This is a genomic window from Thioclava sp. F36-6, from assembly GCF_002020305.1.
Lineage (GTDB): Bacteria > Pseudomonadota > Alphaproteobacteria > Rhodobacterales > Rhodobacteraceae > Thioclava > Thioclava sediminum.
Genome location: NZ_MPZX01000002.1, coordinates 1050508 through 1067350, shown reverse-complemented (window position 1 = coordinate 1067350; position 16843 = coordinate 1050508). Strand labels below are relative to the sequence as shown.

General features: G+C 64.9%; 13 protein-coding genes and 1 tRNA gene. 6 read left to right on the top strand and 8 right to left on the bottom strand.

Annotated features, from left to right (window positions below; translation table 11 throughout):
• Window positions 1–10: 10 nt before the first annotated feature.
• Window positions 11–84: transfer RNA gene (locus tag BMI88_RS12290), tRNA-Cys, on the bottom strand.
• Between the two features lie 194 nt (window positions 85–278).
• Between BMI88_RS12290 and BMI88_RS12285 the strand changes: the two genes are divergently transcribed.
• From BMI88_RS12285 to BMI88_RS12275, 3 genes are all read left to right on the top strand, one after another.
• A complete protein-coding gene (locus tag BMI88_RS12285; RefSeq protein WP_078549127.1) occupies window positions 279–929 on the top strand; it encodes a protein-L-isoaspartate O-methyltransferase in 651 nt (216 codons plus the stop codon).
• A gap of 136 nt (window positions 930–1065) precedes the next feature.
• Window positions 1066–2427, top strand: a complete 1362-nt coding sequence (locus tag BMI88_RS12280; protein WP_078542289.1) for a TolC family outer membrane protein — start codon at window positions 1066–1068, stop codon at window positions 2425–2427.
• A gap of 143 nt (window positions 2428–2570) precedes the next feature.
• Window positions 2571–3887: a hypothetical protein gene (locus tag BMI88_RS12275; RefSeq protein WP_078549125.1), complete on the top strand. Its 1317-nt coding sequence runs from the start codon at window positions 2571–2573 to the stop codon at window positions 3885–3887.
• A gap of 214 nt (window positions 3888–4101) precedes the next feature.
• Here the strand turns inward: BMI88_RS12275 and BMI88_RS12270 are convergent, their stop codons facing one another.
• From BMI88_RS12270 to BMI88_RS12260, 3 genes are all read right to left on the bottom strand, one after another.
• Window positions 4102–4434 carry a DUF6280 family protein gene (locus BMI88_RS12270; protein WP_075773874.1) on the bottom strand — a complete coding sequence of 111 codons (333 nt, stop codon included), beginning with the start codon at window positions 4432–4434 and terminating at the stop codon, window positions 4102–4104.
• 399 nt (window positions 4435–4833) lie between these two features.
• A complete protein-coding gene (locus tag BMI88_RS12265; RefSeq protein ID WP_078549122.1) occupies window positions 4834–5565 on the bottom strand; it encodes a folate-binding protein YgfZ in 732 nt (243 codons plus the stop codon).
• A gap of 50 nt (window positions 5566–5615) precedes the next feature.
• The gene (locus BMI88_RS12260) at window positions 5616–7316 is read right to left on the bottom strand and encodes an ABC transporter ATP-binding protein (protein ID WP_078549120.1); all 1701 of its coding nucleotides are present in this window, start codon (window positions 7314–7316) and stop codon (window positions 5616–5618) included.
• Window positions 7317–7512: 196 nt separating this feature from the next.
• On the opposite strand from BMI88_RS12260, the gene BMI88_RS12255 reads away from it, so the two are divergent.
• Window positions 7513–8724: an aminotransferase class V-fold PLP-dependent enzyme gene (locus BMI88_RS12255; protein ID WP_078549118.1), complete on the top strand. Its 1212-nt coding sequence runs from the start codon at window positions 7513–7515 to the stop codon at window positions 8722–8724.
• Here the strand turns inward: BMI88_RS12255 and BMI88_RS12250 are convergent.
• The gene (locus tag BMI88_RS12250) at window positions 8715–8921 is read right to left on the bottom strand and encodes a hypothetical protein (protein ID WP_078522440.1); all 207 of its coding nucleotides are present in this window, start codon (window positions 8919–8921) and stop codon (window positions 8715–8717) included. The two genes, BMI88_RS12255 and BMI88_RS12250, sit on opposite strands and share 10 nt — an antisense overlap.
• A 135-nt stretch (window positions 8922–9056) precedes the next feature.
• Complete coding sequence (locus BMI88_RS12245) at window positions 9057–10166, bottom strand: pyridoxal phosphate-dependent aminotransferase (protein ID WP_078549116.1); 1110 nt, start codon at window positions 10164–10166, stop codon at window positions 9057–9059.
• A gap of 148 nt (window positions 10167–10314) precedes the next feature.
• Between BMI88_RS12245 and BMI88_RS12240 the strand changes: the two genes are divergently transcribed.
• The gene (locus tag BMI88_RS12240) at window positions 10315–11610 is read left to right on the top strand and encodes an MFS transporter (protein ID WP_078549114.1); all 1296 of its coding nucleotides are present in this window, start codon (window positions 10315–10317) and stop codon (window positions 11608–11610) included.
• Between the two features lie 189 nt (window positions 11611–11799).
• On the opposite strand, the gene BMI88_RS12235 is transcribed toward BMI88_RS12240, so the two are convergent.
• Window positions 11800–14919, bottom strand: coding sequence for a valine--tRNA ligase (locus BMI88_RS12235; RefSeq protein ID WP_078549111.1), 3120 nt, complete (start codon window positions 14917–14919; stop codon window positions 11800–11802).
• A gap of 190 nt (window positions 14920–15109) precedes the next feature.
• Between BMI88_RS12235 and BMI88_RS12230 the strand changes: the two genes are divergently transcribed.
• The gene (locus BMI88_RS12230; RefSeq protein ID WP_078549108.1) at window positions 15110–16330 is read left to right on the top strand and encodes a DUF2235 domain-containing protein; all 1221 of its coding nucleotides are present in this window, start codon (window positions 15110–15112) and stop codon (window positions 16328–16330) included.
• Here the strand turns inward: BMI88_RS12230 and BMI88_RS12225 are convergent.
• Window positions 16232–16723 carry a PaaI family thioesterase gene (locus BMI88_RS12225; RefSeq protein WP_078549106.1) on the bottom strand — a complete coding sequence of 164 codons (492 nt, stop codon included), beginning with the start codon at window positions 16721–16723 and terminating at the stop codon, window positions 16232–16234. The genes BMI88_RS12230 and BMI88_RS12225 overlap by 99 nt on opposite strands.
• Between the last annotated feature and the right edge of the window lie 120 nt (window positions 16724–16843).

Sequence of the window (16843 nt, the reverse complement as noted above, 5' to 3'; positions counted from 1 at the left end):
TTGAAAAATTTGGAGGCGAGTACCGGAATCGAACCGGTGTACACGGATTTGCAATCCGCTGCGTCACCACTCCGCCAACTCGCCGCCGTGGTGTTGGCGTCAGATACGGTATCGCAAGCGCCCGCGCAAGAGGCGAGTTGTGCCTTTGGCGCATTGTGCGCAGGCGACGTCGGCTCTGAGCGCAAGAGCAGGTCCGAGGGCCCTCTCGCATAACTTGCTCAGACCCTGCTTCTGTGGCAAAACCGGCCACAAGGGTTTGCTACCGAAGAGTTCTCGACATGCAAGATTTCGCTACGCGCCGCACCATGATGGTCGACACGCAGGTCCGTCCCAGCGATGTGACCAAATTCCCGATCATCGCGGCGATGCTGCATGTGCCGCGCGAGCAATTCGTGCCCGCGGCCAAGCGCGAAGCCGCCTATATCGGGGAAAACCTCGAACTGGCGCAGGGCCGCGTGCTGCTGGAACCGCGCAATTTCGCGAAGATGCTCGATGCGCTCGACATCCAGCCCGATGATCTGGTCCTCGATGTGGGCGCGGGGCTCGGCTACTCCTCCGCCGTGATCGCTCGGATGGCCGAGGCGGTCGTCGCGCTCGAAGACGAAGAGATGGCATCGCAGGCAGAGGCTGCGCTGGCAGAGGCGGGGGCCGACAATGTCGCCGTCGTCACCGGCGCGCTGACCGAGGGCGCGGCGCAGCATGGCCCCTATGACGCGATCCTCATCGAAGGGGCGGTCGAAACCGTTCCCGCCGCGCTGATCGAGCAACTCAAAGAAGGCGGCCGGATCACCGCAATTTTCATGGAAGGCGCCCTCGGGGTCGCCCGGATCGGTTACAAGATCGACGGTGCGATGAGCTGGCGCGATCTTTTCAATGGCACCGCACCTGTCCTCCAGGGGTTCGTGAAGCCGCGTGAATTCGTGCTCTGAGGAGCACATCGAATAGGCTAGCTGTTTTGCAGGATATGCAATCGGGCGCTGAGCCGATAGAATTTGAAGCAATCGCGCCCGGCGGCAGAGGGACAACACCTGCATCTGCGGCGATACAGGAAACGAGGGACATTCGATGCTGCGCAAGACTCTGACTATGACCGCTTTGGTCGCGGCTACCGCATTTGGGCCGGTCGCGGCAGGGGCGGAGACGCTCGCCGATGCGCTGGTCTCTGCATATCGCAATTCGAACCTGCTGGAGCAGAACCGGGCCGCGCTGCGGGCCGCCGATGAAGACGTCGCTCAGGCGGTCGCGAATCTGCGCCCGGTCCTGCAGTGGACCGCGAGCTACGATTACCTGAATTCCGACGCCACGGGGGCGATCTCGCAGAGCGCCTCGACCTCGCTCGGCGCGTCGATGACGCTGTTCGATTTCGGTCGCAACAAGATCAATGTCTCGATGAAGAAAGAGACCGTGCTGGCCACCCGTGAGGGTCTGCGCTCGGTCGAACAAAACGTGCTGTTGTCGGCGATCCAAGCCTATTCGGACGTGAAATCGGCCTCCGAGCAGGTTGCGATCAACCAGAACTCGGCGCGCGTCCTAAACGAAGAACTCAAGGCCTCGAACGACCGTTTCGAAGTGGGTGAAGTCACCAAGACCGACGTGTCGCTCGCTCAGGCGCAGTTGGCCTCCGCCCGCGCCTCGCTCGCTGCGGCACAGGGCAACCTGCGCTCCGCACGCGAGGCCTATAAGGCGGCGACAGGCCACTATCCGAGCAACCTCGCGGCCTTCCCGAAGCGTCCGTCGCTTCCGGGCTCGCTGGACGCTGCACGTGACATCGCGCTGCGCACCCATCCGAGCATCAAGCAGCTGCAGCACACCGTCGCGGTCTATGACCTCGGCGTGGATTACGCCCGCGCCAATCGCCTGCCGAAAATCACCGGTTCGCTTGGCCTGCGCCAGCAAGAGCAGGGCGTGCAGACGCAATCCGCCGGGATTGAGCTGAACCAGACGCTCTATTCGGGTGGCGCGCTTCTTTCGGCGCAGCGTCAGGCCGTGGCGAACGATCAATCGGCCCGCGCGCAGCTGAGCCAGGCCGGTGTGACAGTCTCGCAAAACGTGGCCAACGCCTGGGCGGCGATCGACATCGCGAAGGCGCAAATCTCTGCTTACGACCAGCAGATCACTGCAGCCCGGACCGCCTATCAGGGCGTCAAGGAAGAGGCGCTTCTGGGCGCGCGCACCACGCTCGACGTGCTCTCGGCTGAACAGGACCTGCTGGATGCGCAGGCGGGCCGGATCGACGCGGCGGCCACTCTGCAGGTAGCTTATTATCAACTTTTGTCCGCTATGGGTCTGTTGACGGTAGAAAACCTGAAGCTTGGAATTCCGACCTATGATCCCGCGGCCTATTACAACTCGGTCCGCACCGCGCCCCTCACGCTCAGCCCGCAGGGCAAGCGTCTGGATCGTGTGCTCAAGGCCATCGGCCAGTAACGACCGAACGGTGTTTCGGCGGGCTTTCGGGCCCGCCTGCCGCGCCGCTGTGGCGCAGGCATCGCAGCCTCCGGGTGTCCCTCGCAGTTTCGGATCCGTCACGGCTGGACAGGCGCGCGTGCGCGCGGCAGGATGGAGTGATCATGGCTGATACCCGACCCAGACCCGAAATCGAAGATGTGCTGGCATCGATCCGGCGACTGGTGTCGCAGGACAGCCCGCGTGTGGCCGAGAGCTATCCGACCTCGAGAGGGGAGGGCTCGACGCCCGATCCTCTGGTTTTGACGCCTGCGCATCTCGTGTCGGACACTCAGGCGGGGTCGAAAGGCGATATCCACGATCTCGAATGGTCCGCGCCGGGTGTTTCGCCGGAAGAGGAAGCCGCAGAGGCGCAGGATGACGCCGCCGACCTGTCGGAGGCGCCCGCCGGGTCGGCGGAGCCCGCACCGCTTTCCGAGGCGCGTCGCAAGCCGCAGAATTTCGAACCCGAATTCGATGATGCAGAGGCCGAGCCCTGGCCGTCGGAGGCGGAATTGCCGCAGGGCAGCTTTGACGATGAGCTCAAGCGGCTGGAGGGCTCGCTCGCCCAGCTTGAGGCGGAAGTGGCGCGCGATGGTTCCGATTACGAATCCGAGACGGGCGACAGGTTCGAACCGGCAGGCACCGCGCCGCTGACCGAACTACCCGAAAGTTTTACGCCGGTTTGGGATCAGGGCTCCGATCCGGAGCAGACCTTCACCAGCGCCGAGTGGGAGGACGTGGCCGGCTTCGTCGCGCCCCAAGCGCCGGAAGGCGACGCAGCTGAAGGCGACGCGGACGCTGCCGCCGAGATGCTGGAGAGCGCCGAGAACGATACGTCCGCCGAGGATGACCCTCTGGCGGGGCTCAATTTCGATGACGCCGCTCCCGCAGAGGCCGAGCCGGAAGACATCAGCATCGACGATGAGGCCTTCGCGACCGAGGCCGTGATCGGCTTCGACGTGCCGCCGGGGGCCGAGGCTGAGCCTGAGTCGCTGCAGGACGCCACCGCAGCGCAGGATTGGGAAGATCTCACGCCGGAGATGGACGGCGCTGACAGTGCTCCCAACTTCGTGCAGGCTAGCGAGCATGCGGCTGATACGCCGCCGCGTCGCCTGCATCTCAGCGATGCCGGGGCGCGTGCCCCGGAGCCGGAGTCGCGGACGTCCAGCTATGCGGAGCTTCGTGCGTCGCTCGAAGAGGATTTCGAGGCGGATGAGATCGCCGCGCTCGAGGCCGAGCTTGCGTCCACATCGGACCAGCCCGATGCCGCCTTGCATCCGCTGGCGCAATCGATGACCGAGACCCAGCTTCGGCACCTCGTGTCGTCGCTGCTGCGCGAAGAGCTTCAAGGCGCGCTCGGTGCGAAGATCACGCGCAACCTGCGCAAGATGGTGCGTCGCGAAGTGCAGCGCGCTCTGATGAGCCGCGATCTGGACTGAGTGGAGATGCTCGGGCAGGGACGCCCGAGAGCGACTTAGCCCTGCTCTGCGCGGCCAGCAAAGCGTGCATCGACCGGGAAGCTCATGCCACCGACAAGGCACGCAAGACGTCCCCTTAGATCATCGCGAAAACACACCCAAGAAATTCAAAACGGCGCGCCCTGTGGGGCGCGCCGTTTTGTGTATCCAACTGTCGCCGTGGCGCCTGACAGGATCAGGCGGCTTCGGCCTCGTGCTCGTCCGAAATCGCGGCGAGGCGGCGTTCGCTTTCTTCGCGCGACAGAGCGACCGACGTGCGGACACCTTTGCCGACGAATTCCATCAAACCCCGGACGACGCGCTCGTTCGGATCGATGCCGGCGCAGGACAGAACTTCACGACCATCGCGCGAGCGTGCCCAGCGGGCGATCTGCTCGGGACCGTTGCCGTATTTCTTGTCGTCTGCAATCGCATCATCCAGCGCCGCGAGAACCACAGCGGCGAACAGTTTGCGGGCTCGTTGGCCCTGCTCGTAATTGAAGGCCGAGCCGTCAACGAAATCGCGCATTCTTCCGTCCTTTGTTATTGCTCTTGCGTTTCCTGGCGTGAGGGCCATCTAGGCCGTTCGGCCCCCGATTCGATATGCCTTGGGTCACATGGCAGGTATGCGTCTGGCGCATATCACCTTTGCCGTTCACCAAAAGCTAGGCCCCTCACAAGGGATCGCAATGCACGCGAAGTAAGCGTGTGCCGCTGGAATTCAAGGCCGGCTATTTGCGAAGCGCGAACGCACAAAGGCCTAGATGGTCTCCTAAGTGATTGAAATTGCGCTCTATTGATGGTCTTCAGATTACGCGAATTCGTTCGTATTACGAAGGATTTCTTGCGGTCGTTTCCTCTGCGTCACGATGTTCCGTAAAACGCATGGATGGGGCTTGCGCTTTCCGAAACATTTGATCCTTGCTGGTCATAAATAAGTGACCACCGCGTCACCCGCCGACATCTCGCCCGATGCGCGTCCGAGGCGCAGATAGGCGATCGCGCGATCGCCCGAACGGGTGAAAAGACGCCCGACGCTGCGCCCGTCCGAGGTGATCTCGGTTCCCGGCTCGGCAGGGCCTTCGATCCCGACCGTGACGAAGCCTTTGCGCAGCTCGGTCTTGTGCTTCATCCGTGCGGTGACTTCCTGGCCGACATAGCAGCCTTTGCGGAAATCGACGCCGTCCAGCCGATCGAACCCGGCCTCGAGGATGAACGTGTCGGGGGTCAGTTCGACACCGGTCTGAGGGATGCAATGCGCAACGCGGATCGCGTCCCAATCGGTGCCGTCATCGCCCGCTTCGTCCCCGTAGAGCCGCCAGCCCATGTCGGGATGGCGCGGATCGGCCAGCGCGCCCTCGGGCGCGGGCCCGGTGCCGCGATAGACCTTCAGATCAGAGGGGACGATCGCGACATCGGCCCGCAGCTTGTACATGCTCAGCCGCTTGATCGTCGCCTCGGCGATGCTGGCGTCGATATCGAGCACGATCGCCTCGCCCCGCGAGAGCAGGAAGAAATCGGCAAGGTATTTGCCCTGCGGCGTCAGCAGGGCGGTATAGACCAGCCCGTCTTTCACGTGGCTCACGTCGTTCGTCACCAGCCCTTGCAGGAAGTGCTCGCGATCCGCACCGGTGATCTCGTAGAGAATGCGCTCGGCCATAGAGGTCTCCTTTCCCCGCCCATGTAGGCAGCCGGGACGGGAATGCCAACTCAATCGAGAAGCTGCATCCGGCACAGCCCCGCATAGGGCCCGTTCTTGGCCAGCAGCTCGTCATGCGTGCCCTGTTCGACGACCTGACCCTCGACCACGACGACGATCTTGTCGGCATTGCGCACAGTCGACAGGCGGTGGGCGATGACCAGCGTCGTGCGGCCCTGGCTCAGGTCCGCCAGCGCCTGCGCGACCTTGGCCTCGGAGACGGTGTCGAGGGCGGAGGTCGCCTCGTCGAGCAGCAGGATCGGCGCGTCGCGCAGGACGGCGCGCGCGATGGCGACCCGCTGGCGTTGCCCGCCCGACAGCGCCGAGCCGCGCGGGCCTGCGCCGGTATTGATGCCGTTTTGCAGAAGGTCGGTGAATTCCGTCACATGGGCCGCTTCGAGCGCGGTCTGGATATGGTCGGGATCGACCTCCTGCCGCCCGAGCAGAACGTTTTCGCGGATCGTCTCGTCGAACAGCGCGGAATCCTGCGACACGGTCGAGAAATGCTGGCGCAGTTCGGCAAGGCCGAGATCGTTCAGCGGCGTGCCGCCCAGCGTGATGCGCCCGCTATCGGGATCGACGAGCCGGGTCAGCAGGTTGAACACGGTGGTCTTGCCTGCGCCCGAGGGGCCGACAAGCGCGGTGGTCTGGCCGGGTTCGGCAACGAAGCTGAGGCCGCGCAGGACGTGCTTGTCGCCGTAATGCAGATGCACGTCGTCGAACTCGATCCGCGTGGTCTCGGGCAGGGCGGCAGGCTGCGTGGGCGAGGTAATCGTCGGTTGCGTGTCGAACAGGCGATAGATGCGCTCGAGGCTCGCGGCCGCCGTCTGCCAGGCACCCGCGGAATTCGCGAGACGGCGCAGCGGCTGGAAGGCCAGCGCCATCGCGGTGAAGAAAGACATGAAATCGCCGACGGACCGCTCGCCCTCCAGAATTTGCTGGCCGCCGAGGATCAGCACAACGAAGAAGCCGAGACCGGTGATGATGTCGATCATCGCGGGCACGAGGCCGGAGATGAAGGTGGTCTTGATCTGGGCGATGCGGACTTCGTTCACCAGACGGGAGAAACGCCCCGCCTGATACTCCTCGATCCCGTTGAGCTTCACGGCGGCGATGCCGTGGAAAACCTCGTCGAGCCGGGTTGCGCGTTCGGAAGAGCTTTCGCGCATCTGGCGGGTCTTGCGGCGGATATAGCGTTGCGCCATCGCGACCGGCAGGATTAGGAGCGGTGCGCCGATCACGGCCCCCAGCGTCCAGCCAGGATCGATAGCGACCGCCACGCCGAACAGCGAAATCAGAGAGACCGCGTCGCGCCCGGTGCTGGAGATGAAGATCTTCCACACGTTCTGCACGGCCGAGGTGTCGCCCTGCACGCGTTCGATCAGCGCGCCGGGCGGGTTGGCCTGATAGAAATGCTGGTCGAGCCGCAGCATGTGCCGGAACAGATCGGTCTGCATATCGCTAGAGGTGCGCAGCGAGACGCTCGTCATCACCGTGCGCGAGGCCACCGAGGTCACGGCGCGGATCAGGAACAGCCCGAAGATCGCGGCGCCGACCCACCAGATCAGACCGCTCTCGCCCTGCACGAAGACCTTGTCGAAGAGCGGCTTGAGCATCCAGCTCAGCGCGCCCAGCGTCGAGCCTTCGATCATTAGAAGCACCATCGACACGCCGATCATCGGCCAGTGCTTTAGCAGATAATCGCGCCACATCCGGCCCGCGAGGTGTTTCGACGTGTAAGGATTTGCAGTCTTGGCCACGAGGCACCATGCGATAGGCGCGCCATTCGGCACGCGGTTAAGCCCGTGAATTACCGCGAGATAGGGGGCACGTGCAAGCCGGGCGCGAGATTGACGCGGCGGGCGGGCGGGATTACCGATTGTCCGTTGTGCCAGACGGAGATACCCGATGAGCCTTGCCCAAGGTCGCCCCTACCTCGCCATTCCCGGCCCCTCGACGATGCCTGACCGTGTTCTGGCCGCGATGCATCGTCCCGCGCCCAATATCTACGAAGGCGAGATCGAGGAGATCGCGGCGCGGGTCGCGGCGAACCTGCGTCGGGTGGCGATGTCCTCGTCCCATGTCGCGATCTATATCGCCAACGGGCACGGCGCTTGGGAGGCGTCGATCTCCAACGTGTTCTCGCGCGGGGACAAGGCGCTGAGCCTCGTGACCGGGCGCTTCGGCAATATCTGGGCGCGCAACGCGGCCACGATGGGCGTGGACGTTCAGCGGCTGGAATTCGGCATCAAGGCCCCCGCCGATCCTGCAAAGGTCGAAGAGGCGCTGCGGGCCGACAAGACCCACGAGATCAAGGCCGTGCTGCTCACCCATGTCGATACCGCGACCTCGGTGGTCAACGACGTGCCGGCGATCCGCGCGGCGATCGACGCGGCGGGTCACCCGGCGCTCTTGATGGTCGATTGCATCGCCTCTCTGGGATGCGACGAGTTCCGGATGGACGATTGGGGCGTCGACGTGATGGTCGCCGCCAGCCAGAAGGGCCTGATGGTGCCGCCCGGTCTGGGCTTCGTGTGGTTCTCCGACAAGGCGCTGGCCGCGAGCCGCGAGGCCGATCTGGTCACGCCCTATTGGGACTGGCAGCCGCGCGCCTTCCCCGAGATGGTCTATCAGTATTTCGGGGGCACCTCGCCGACGCATCACCTCTTCGGCCTGGATGAATCGCTAAAGATGATTCTGGAGGAAGAGGGGCTGACCCATATCTGGGCGCGTCACGCGACGCTCGCCTCCGCTGTCTGGGCGGCTTTCGAGACCTGGGGGCAGGAGGGCGACATCGCGCTCAATATCGCGAACCCGGCCCATCGCGCCCATTCGGTGACCGCGGCGCGGATCGGGGCGGGCAACGCCCAGCGGCTGCGCAGTTGGCTCGAACGCGAGGCGGGGGTGACGCTGGGCATCGGGCTCGGGATGGCCGAACCCGGCACGCCCGAGGCCAACGATTTCCTGCGTGTCGCCCATATGGGCCACGTGAACGCCCATATGACGCTCGGCGCGCTGGCGACGATGGAGGCCGGGATGCAGGCGCTGAAAATCCCGCACAACCCCGGCGGCATCGCCGCGGCGGCTGGCGCGATTGCGAAAGGCGCCGGTCAGGCCTGACCGTGACGCTCCAGCCAGTCGGTGAGCTGTTCGACCTCTTCCGAGGCTTCGCGCGAGATTTGCGGGGCTTCGGTGCGCGACGTCGAGAGCTTCATCTCGCGGCTGGATTGGGTCATGCCTGCATAAGCGCCGAAGGCCAAGGCAAAGGCCAGCGGGCTAAGCATTGCGATACGGGCGTTGCGAGTCTTGCGGCTCATGGGTCTGCTCCTGTTGTTGAGCAAAACATGGGCGCGCCCCCGAGTCGGCGCAACTCACCTTGCAGCGAGACGCGCCGACGCCGGTGCTTTTTTGCCGATTTGATCGGCGGAATTGTGTCTGAGAGGGCGCGCGGCTCAGCGCGCGCGGGCGGCTTTCAGCGCGTCGGGCAGAGCCGCGGCGAAGGCGTCGAGCTCGGCCTCCGGCCCGACTGAAACCCGGATGCAGCGATTTTGCGGGGCGACGAAAGGCATCCGCACGAACACCGCGCGCGCATCCAGTTCCTGCAGTACAGCCCGCGCGAACTCACCGTCCTGCCCGCAGTCGACGGCGACGAAATTCGTGGCCGAGGGCAGAGTGCTCAGCCCGTTCGCCCGCGCGATGGTGTCGATCCTGTCGCGCGCGCCTGCCACCAGAAGGCGCATATAGGCGGCCCACGTTTTGTCCTGCAGCGCGGCCAGCGCGCCTGCCTGAGAGATGCGGCACATGCCGAAATGATTGCGGATCTTGTCGAAGGCCGCGATCAGCTCGGGCGCGGCCAAGGCATAGCCCACACGCGCGCCCGCCATCCCATGCGCCTTCGAGAAGGTGCGCATCCGGATCACGCGGGGATCGTCGGCTTTGATGCGCGCCTCGGTCCCGTCTTCGGCGAATTCCACATAGGCCTCGTCCAGCACCATCAGCGTGCCCTCGGGCACCGCCTCGATCATCGCCTCGATCATCTCGCGCGGGTGATGGGTGCCCATCGGATTGTCGGGATTGGCGATATAGACGAGCTTCGCGCCCACCTCCGCCGCCTTCGCGATCAGCGCCTGCGGGTCTTCGTGGTCATCGGCATAGGGCACCTTGTGCAGCACCCCGCCAAAGCCCGCGACGTGGTAGTTGAAGGTCGGGTAGGCGCCTTCCGAGGTGACGACCGGGTCGCCGGGTTCGATCACCAGACGGCATAGATAACCCAGAAGCCCGTCGATCCCTTCGCCGACCAGCACATTCTCGACCGCGACACCGTGATGCTCGGCAATCGCCGTGCGCAGTTCGAAACTGGTCGAGTCGCCGTATTTCCAGACTTCGCCTGCCGCCGCCGCCATCGCGGCAATCGCGCGCGGCGAGGGGCCGAAGCCGTTTTCATTCGCACCCAGTCGCGCGGTGAAGCGGCGGCCGGCAATGCGCTCGTGTTCCTCGGGCCCGACGAAGGGCACGGTGGCGGGAAGGCTGTCGATCAGGCGGGTATATCGGGGTCCGGTCATGGCTACAGGCGTAAGCGCAAAGCGGTCATGCGGCAAGGGGGCGCTTCAAGAGGTAGCGAGGGGAGCCGGAACACCGGAACCGGGGACTAGGCTAAAGGCTTGTCCCCGCGTAATCTTTAAAAATCACATATGTTTGGGAAGCCAGCCGATGAGCGCCAGCGACACCTCTTTCTCCACCTCCCTGTTCGAGACCCTGACCGGAGATGCGCCGGGGAACGTAAAAGAGCTCAGCGACAGCGCGGCGAAGCATGAACCCGGCAGTTTCCTGCGCCATGTCGGCTCGTTGTCGATGACGAAGCTCGCCGATGGGCTGATCGATCCGAAACTGGTGCTGAGCTGGCTGATGCAGGCGGTGGGCGCGCCCGCCGCGCTGGTCAGCTGGCTGGTGCCGGTGCGCGAGGCGGGCTCTCTGCTGCCGCAGCTGTTCACCGCGCCGCATGTCCGCCAGATGCCGCAGCGCAAATGGGCCTGGGCGGCGGGGAGCTTGATCCAGGGGCTGGCCGCGGCGGCGATCGTGGTGATCGCACTGACGATGCAGGGGATGGCTGCGGGGCTTGCGATGCTGGTTGCGCTGGGCGTGCTGGCGATTGCGCGCTCGCTGTCTTCGGTGAGCTACAAGGATGTGCTAGGCAAGACCGTGGACCGTACGCGGCGCGGCACGACGACCGGGATTGCGACGAGCGTCTCTGCCGCCGGGGTGATCCTGTTCGCGATCATCCTGATGACCGGGGTGGTGGAGCGGCTGAGCCTCGTGATCGGAGCGATCTCGCTGGCCGCCGTGCTCTGGGTCGCCGCGGCGGTGCTGTTCTCGACGCTGCGCGAGGAGGATCAGCCGGGCGAGGACAAGGGCAGCATCGGCCTGTCCGAGCTGAGCCTGCTGTGGAAGGACGCCGATCTGGGCAAGTTCGTGATCGCGCGGGTGCTGCTGCTGCCGACCGCGCTCGCGCCGCCCTATATCGTGCTGCTCGCGGCCCAGGCGGGCGATAACCGGTTCGGCGCGCTGGGGGCGATGGTGCTGGCCTCGGCGCTGGCTTCGCTGGTGAGCTCCTATATCTGGGGGCGGCTGGCGGATCGCTCCTCGCGCAAGGTGCTGATCTTCACCGGGCTGGTCGCAGCCGCGTTTCTGGCGCTGGCGGTGGTGCTGGGCTGGTCGGGGCTGATGGGCACGATCTGGGCCTCGCCGGTGGCGCTGTTCGGGCTGATGATCGGCTATCAGGGGGTGCGGCTGGGCCGCTCGACCTACCTCGTGGATATGTCGCCCAAGGATGACCGCGCGGCCTATACGGCGGTGTCGAACACGACCGTGGGGGTGATGCTGCTGGCCTTCGGCGCGGCAAGCTCGGCGCTCGCGATGGCGGGGCCGGATATGGTGCTGATCGTCTATGCGGGAATCTGCGTGGTCGCCTCGGGCGTGGCCTTCACGATGAAGGAAGTGTCGGAGTGAGGTCTCCGCTCAGCTCATGGCGCGGGGCGACCAGCCCCGGGCCGCGCCCGACCCTCCCCACGGGAGGGCGCATTGCGATGTCGCGCGCGCTCATCCGTCGTTCGGGCTTGTGAGATAAAGTGCGGACCTCACGTGTTGAGCCGCGCCCACCCGAGGGTCAGACGCGGCCCTGATCGCTAAAGGCCTCGCTCAGCCCAACTCGGCCAGACGCGCCACGGCCTGACGCACCTTCTCGGCCTCTTCCTCGGCGCGGGCGAGGTTCTCGCGGGTTTCCACGACGACCTCGGGATCGGCATTGGCGATGAATTTCGGATTGTTCAGACGGCCCTTCATGCCGCCGATTTCCTTCTCCATCTTGCCCAGAGCCTTCTCCAGACGCGCCTTCTCCTTGGCGATGTCGATCACGCCTTCCAGCGGCAGACCGAACAGCGCGCCCTGCGCCGGGATCGAGATCGCGCCTTTCGGGATCGGTGCCTCGGTGATGCTCTCGATGCGCGCCAGCTTGAAGATCAGCGCCTCGTTATTGGCGAGCGCTGCACGCGCGGCGTCATCGGCCTCGGCCAGAACCATCGGCAGTTTCAGACCCACCGGCACTCCCATCTGGGTGCGCGAGGAGCGGATCGCCTCAATCAGGTCGATTACCCAGTTCATCTCGCGGTCCGCGGCCTCGTCCACCAGATCGGCGGCTTTGTAATCCGGCCAGTCGGCATGGACGAGCATCTTCGCGCGGTCGCCCTGCGGCGCGGTCAGCTCCCACAGCTCTTCGGTGATGAAGGGCATGATCGGGTGCAGCAGCGTGTAGCACTGATCGAGCACCCAGCGCATCGTGGCGCGGGTTTCCTCGGCATGCTCGCCGTCGAACAGAGGCTTGGCGAATTCGACATACCAGTCGCAGACCTTGCCCCAGACGAAGCCGTAAAGCCCGAGGGCCGCGTCGTTGAAACGATAGGCGGCGAAGGCTTCGTCCACCTGCTCGCGGATCTTCGCGGTCTCGCCGATGATCCAGCGGTTCACCGTGTGAGTGGGCTGCGGGATCTCGGTCACGACCGGGCCTTCGAACACGCCGTTCATCTCGGCGAAGCGGGTCGCGTTCCAGATCTTCGTGCCGAAGTTGCGGTAGCCCTTGATGCGCTCCTCGGACAGCTTCAGCACGCCGCCCATCGCCGCCATCGCGGTATTGGTGAAGCGCAGCGCATCCGCGCCGTAGGCGTCGATGATCTCGAGCGGGTCGATCACGTTGCCCGTCGTCTTCGACATCTTCTTGCCCTTCTCGTCACGGACGAGCTGGTGCAGATAGACGGTGTGGAAGGGCACCTGATCCATGACGGCCAGCTGCATCATCATCATCCGCGCCACCCAGAAGAACAGGATGTCGAAGCCGGTCACGAGGACGTCGGTCGGGAAATACTTGCGCATCTCCTCGGTATCCTCGGGCCAGCCGAGCGTGCCGATGGGCCAGAGGCCCGACGAGAACCAGGTGTCGAGCACATCCGCATCGCGCCAGACCGGATAGACGAGCTGCGTCGGGTCCTCGGTCATCTCGTATTGCGCGAGGCTCGCGGCGAGCACTTCGATCGCCTTGTGGCGGTCTTCCACCTCGACGATGCGCGCCACGTTCAGCGGCGTTGGCAGCTCGGCATTCTGCGCCTTGAACCAGCCGATGACGCTCTCGAAATCGGAGGCGCAGTGGTAGCGGTCGTCGCGATGCACCATCTTGGTCTCGACGAGCAGACGGCCCATCTCCACGAGGTCGATCGTGCCGTCGCCCTCGTCATCGCGGAAGTCGGGCGCGTCCATGTCCAGACCGTACCAGACCGGGATCTGGTGGCCCCACCAGAGCTGGCGCGAGATGCACCACGGCTCGATGTTTTCCAGCCAGTGGAAATAGGTCTTCTCGCCGGCTTCGGGCATGATCACCGTGTCGCCGTTGCGCACCGCATCGAGCGCCTTGCCCACGATCTTCTCGGCATCGACGAACCACTGATCGGTCAGCATCGGTTCGATCACCACTTTCGAGCGGTCGCCGAAGGGCTGCATGATCGGTTTGTCTTCGACATACGGAACGGTGGTTTCCGTCTCATTGCCGTCTTCGTCGGTGATGGTCTTCGTGATCGTCACCGCGAGGCCTTCGTCGGTGATCTGACGGATCACGGCTTCACGCGCCTCGAACCGGTCGAGCCCGCGCAGTTCCTCGGGCACGAGGTTGAGCGCGTCGATCTCGGCCTCGGTGAACTCCGCGCCTTTCGAGATGTCCATCGCACGGGCCGCGCATTCCTCGTAGGACAGCCCGTCGGCGCGCATCGCGCCCTTGGTGTCCATCAGGCGATACATCGGAATGCCGCCGCGCTTGGCGACCATGTAGTCGTTGAAGTCATGCGCGCCGGTGATCTTCACCGCGCCCGAGCCGAAATCGGGATCGGGATATTGATCGGTGATGATCGGGATCAGGCGGCGATGCTCTTTCGGGCCGACCGGAATCTCGCAGAGCTTACCGACGATCGGGGCGTAACGCTCATCCGACGGATGCACCGCAACCGCGCCGTCGCCCAGCATCGTCTCGGGACGCGTGGTCGCGATCGAGATGTAGTCGCGCTCTTCGGTGAAGAGGACATTCCCGTCCTCGTCCTTCTCGACGTAAGTATAGGTCTCACCGCCTGCGAGCGGGTATTTGAAGTGCCACATGTGACCGGCGACTTCGATATTCTCCACTTCCAGATCGGAGATCGCGGTCTCGAAATGGGGGTCCCAGTTCACCAGTCGCTTGCCGCGATAGATCAGGCCCTTCTCGTACATGTCGACGAAGACCTTGATCACCGCGTCATGGAAGTTGCCCTCATTGCCTTCCGGCGCACCGGGCGCACCCGACATCGTAAAGGCGTTGCGCGACCAGTCGCAGGATGACCCCAGACGCTTGAGCTGGTTGATGATGGTCGAGCCGTATTCGCCCTTCCACTCCCAGACCTTCTCGAGGAATTTCTCGCGGCCCAGTTCCACCCGCTTGGGCTGCTGGGTCTTGGCCAGTTCCTTCTCGACCATCAGCTGGGTCGCGATGCCCGCATGGTCCTGACCCGGCTGCCAGAGCGTGTCGAAACCGCGCATCCGGTGCCAGCGCACGAGGATATCCTGCACGGTGTTGTTGAAGGCGTGGCCCACATGCAGCGCGCCCGTCACGTTGGGCGGCGGGATCATCACGCAGAAGGTCTCGTCGCGCGATGCGTTGGCCCCGGCCTTGAAGGCTCCGGCCTCTTCCCATTTCGCGTAGATCCGCGGCTCGGCGCTCGCGGCATCGAAAGTCTTGTCCATCGTCATGTCAGGCATCCTTGGCTCGGCTTGAGGGCTGTTTAGCCCGCGCAGGCGGCAAGGAAAACCCCGTGCGCGCGGTCCGAAAAAGCGCGGCGGGCACGATCGGGTCAACAAACTGCCGCGATTGCCCCTGAAGATAAGAGAAACTTATCCTACATTGGATAGTATAAGCCCAACTTATCTGAGGAGCGCTGATATGCGCGGTCTCTTCGAGCGTGTGATCTCTGCCCTGCGTCGCCGCAGCCCGGAACGGGCCGAGGCGCGCGCGGCAGCTGGTGCAGGCCGTGGGCCGGTGGATCATGTTGTGCTGCTCGACGGGACGCTCGGCTCGTTGCGCGCTGACCGCCTCACCTCGATCGGGCTGATCTATCGCTTCCTGCGCCGCGCCGCGCCGAAAGTGTCGGTCTATTACGGGCGCGGGCTGCGCTGGCGCGACTGGCACGACATGTCGGATGTCTGGTTCGGCTGGGGTGTGAACCAGCAGATCTCGCGCGCCTATGGCTGGCTCGCGATGCGCTACCGTCCGGGCGACCGGATTTTTCTGATCGGCTATTCTCGGGGCGCCTTCGCGGCGCGCTCGCTCGCCGGGATGATCGGGCGGATCGGTCTCTTGCGTCCCGAACATGCGATTGAGCGGAACACCCGCCTCGCCTGGCGCCATTACGAGGAAGAGACCCCCGCCGACATTCTGCAAAGCTTCCGCAACAGCCTATGCCACGAGAATGTCGAGATCGAGATGGTCGGCGCGTTCGACACGGTGCAGGCGCTGGGCATCCGCGTCCCGTTCTTCTGGATCGTCAGCGAAGAGCGCGTGCGGTTTCACGATCACCACCTGAGCGATCACGTGCGCCACGGATTTCAGGCGCTCGCGCTCGACGAGCGGCGCTCGGTGCTGGAGCCGTTGGTTTGGGAAAGCGACGAGGGGGCTTCGGAGGTAGCGCCTCCCGCGACCCGGATCGAGCAGCGCTGGTTTCGCGGGGCGCATGGCGATATCGGCGGGATGCTGGGCCATTTTGGCGATGCCCGACCGCTCGCCAATATTCCGCTCGTGTGGATGCTGGAACGCGCCGAGTCGCTGGGCCTGAGCCTGCCGCCCGGCTGGCAGGCGGAGTTTCCGCGCGATCCGAATGCGCCATCCGTCGGCACATGGACTGGCTGGAGCAAGCTGTTCTGGCTGCGCGCGCCGCGTGTCGTGGGCCGTGACCCCTCCGAGGGGCTGCATGAGAGCGTCGTGTTGCCCGAAGGCTCCCGCGCGATTTTCCGACCGCGCATTCTGCGCCCCGAAATCCGCCGCCTCGCGCGCGGCTCCGCGCCGGCCTCAGAGCTCGGGCGTCATGACGAAACAGGTGGCGGTGCCGGTCGCGTAGAGGCGTCCATCCTCGGCGCCCCGGATCTCACCCCGCGCGACGCCAGTTGACCGCCCGATATGATCGAGTTGGCCCACGCCGATCACCTCGGTGCCGGGCTTGATCGCGCGGATCAGGTTCACCTTGAATTCGAGCGTCGTCTGCGTCTGCCCCTTCTTCAGCCCGGTGATCACCGAACAGGTCATCACCGTATCGAGCATCATCGCATACCAGCCACCGTGAATGCCGCCATAGCCGTTGGTCTGCGGATGGCCCGGCGTGCCGCGACAGGTGACGCGGCCCTCCTCGGCCTCGGTGATCCGATAGGCCATCAGCTTCTGCACGGTGGGGGAGGGGACGTCGCCGGTAACCATCTTGCGGACGTAGTCGAGCCCCGGCATCGAGAGGACCTCCTCGAGCGGGAGGAAATCGTCGGGTCCTTCGGCGAAATATTGATCGGGCATGTCTGGCTCCTGTTGGGTCGGGCGACAAGCTATCGCGATGGGCCGGAAAGGGAAGGGGGGAGCGTTTGCGATCCGCATCGCAAAGGGCAGCATTGCCCTCGGGGTCAGCATCGCGAGGCG

What these genes read in the sequence shown, in the direction of transcription:
- BMI88_RS12275 (WP_078549125.1), top strand. Translation starts at nt 2,571, where the DNA reads ATGGCTGATACCCGACCCAGACCCGAAATCGAAGATGTGCTGGCATCG.
- BMI88_RS12265 (WP_078549122.1), bottom strand. Translation starts at nt 5,565, where the DNA reads ATGGCCGAGCGCATTCTCTACGAGATCACCGGTGCGGATCGCGAGCAC.
- BMI88_RS12270 (WP_075773874.1), bottom strand. Translation starts at nt 4,434, where the DNA reads ATGCGCGATTTCGTTGACGGCTCGGCCTTCAATTACGAGCAGGGCCAA.
- BMI88_RS12280 (WP_078542289.1), top strand. Translation starts at nt 1,066, where the DNA reads ATGCTGCGCAAGACTCTGACTATGACCGCTTTGGTCGCGGCTACCGCA.
- BMI88_RS12235 (WP_078549111.1), bottom strand. Translation starts at nt 14,919, where the DNA reads ATGACGATGGACAAGACTTTCGATGCCGCGAGCGCCGAGCCGCGGATC.
- BMI88_RS12225 (WP_078549106.1), bottom strand. Translation starts at nt 16,723, where the DNA reads ATGCCCGATCAATATTTCGCCGAAGGACCCGACGATTTCCTCCCGCTC.
- BMI88_RS12240 (WP_078549114.1), top strand. Translation starts at nt 10,315, where the DNA reads ATGAGCGCCAGCGACACCTCTTTCTCCACCTCCCTGTTCGAGACCCTG.
- BMI88_RS12285 (WP_078549127.1), top strand. Translation starts at nt 279, where the DNA reads ATGCAAGATTTCGCTACGCGCCGCACCATGATGGTCGACACGCAGGTC.
- BMI88_RS12230 (WP_078549108.1), top strand. Translation starts at nt 15,110, where the DNA reads ATGCGCGGTCTCTTCGAGCGTGTGATCTCTGCCCTGCGTCGCCGCAGC.
- BMI88_RS12245 (WP_078549116.1), bottom strand. Translation starts at nt 10,166, where the DNA reads ATGACCGGACCCCGATATACCCGCCTGATCGACAGCCTTCCCGCCACC.
- BMI88_RS12260 (WP_078549120.1), bottom strand. Translation starts at nt 7,316, where the DNA reads ATGTGGCGCGATTATCTGCTAAAGCACTGGCCGATGATCGGCGTGTCG.
- BMI88_RS12255 (WP_078549118.1), top strand. Translation starts at nt 7,513, where the DNA reads ATGAGCCTTGCCCAAGGTCGCCCCTACCTCGCCATTCCCGGCCCCTCG.
- BMI88_RS12250 (WP_078522440.1), bottom strand. Translation starts at nt 8,921, where the DNA reads ATGAGCCGCAAGACTCGCAACGCCCGTATCGCAATGCTTAGCCCGCTG.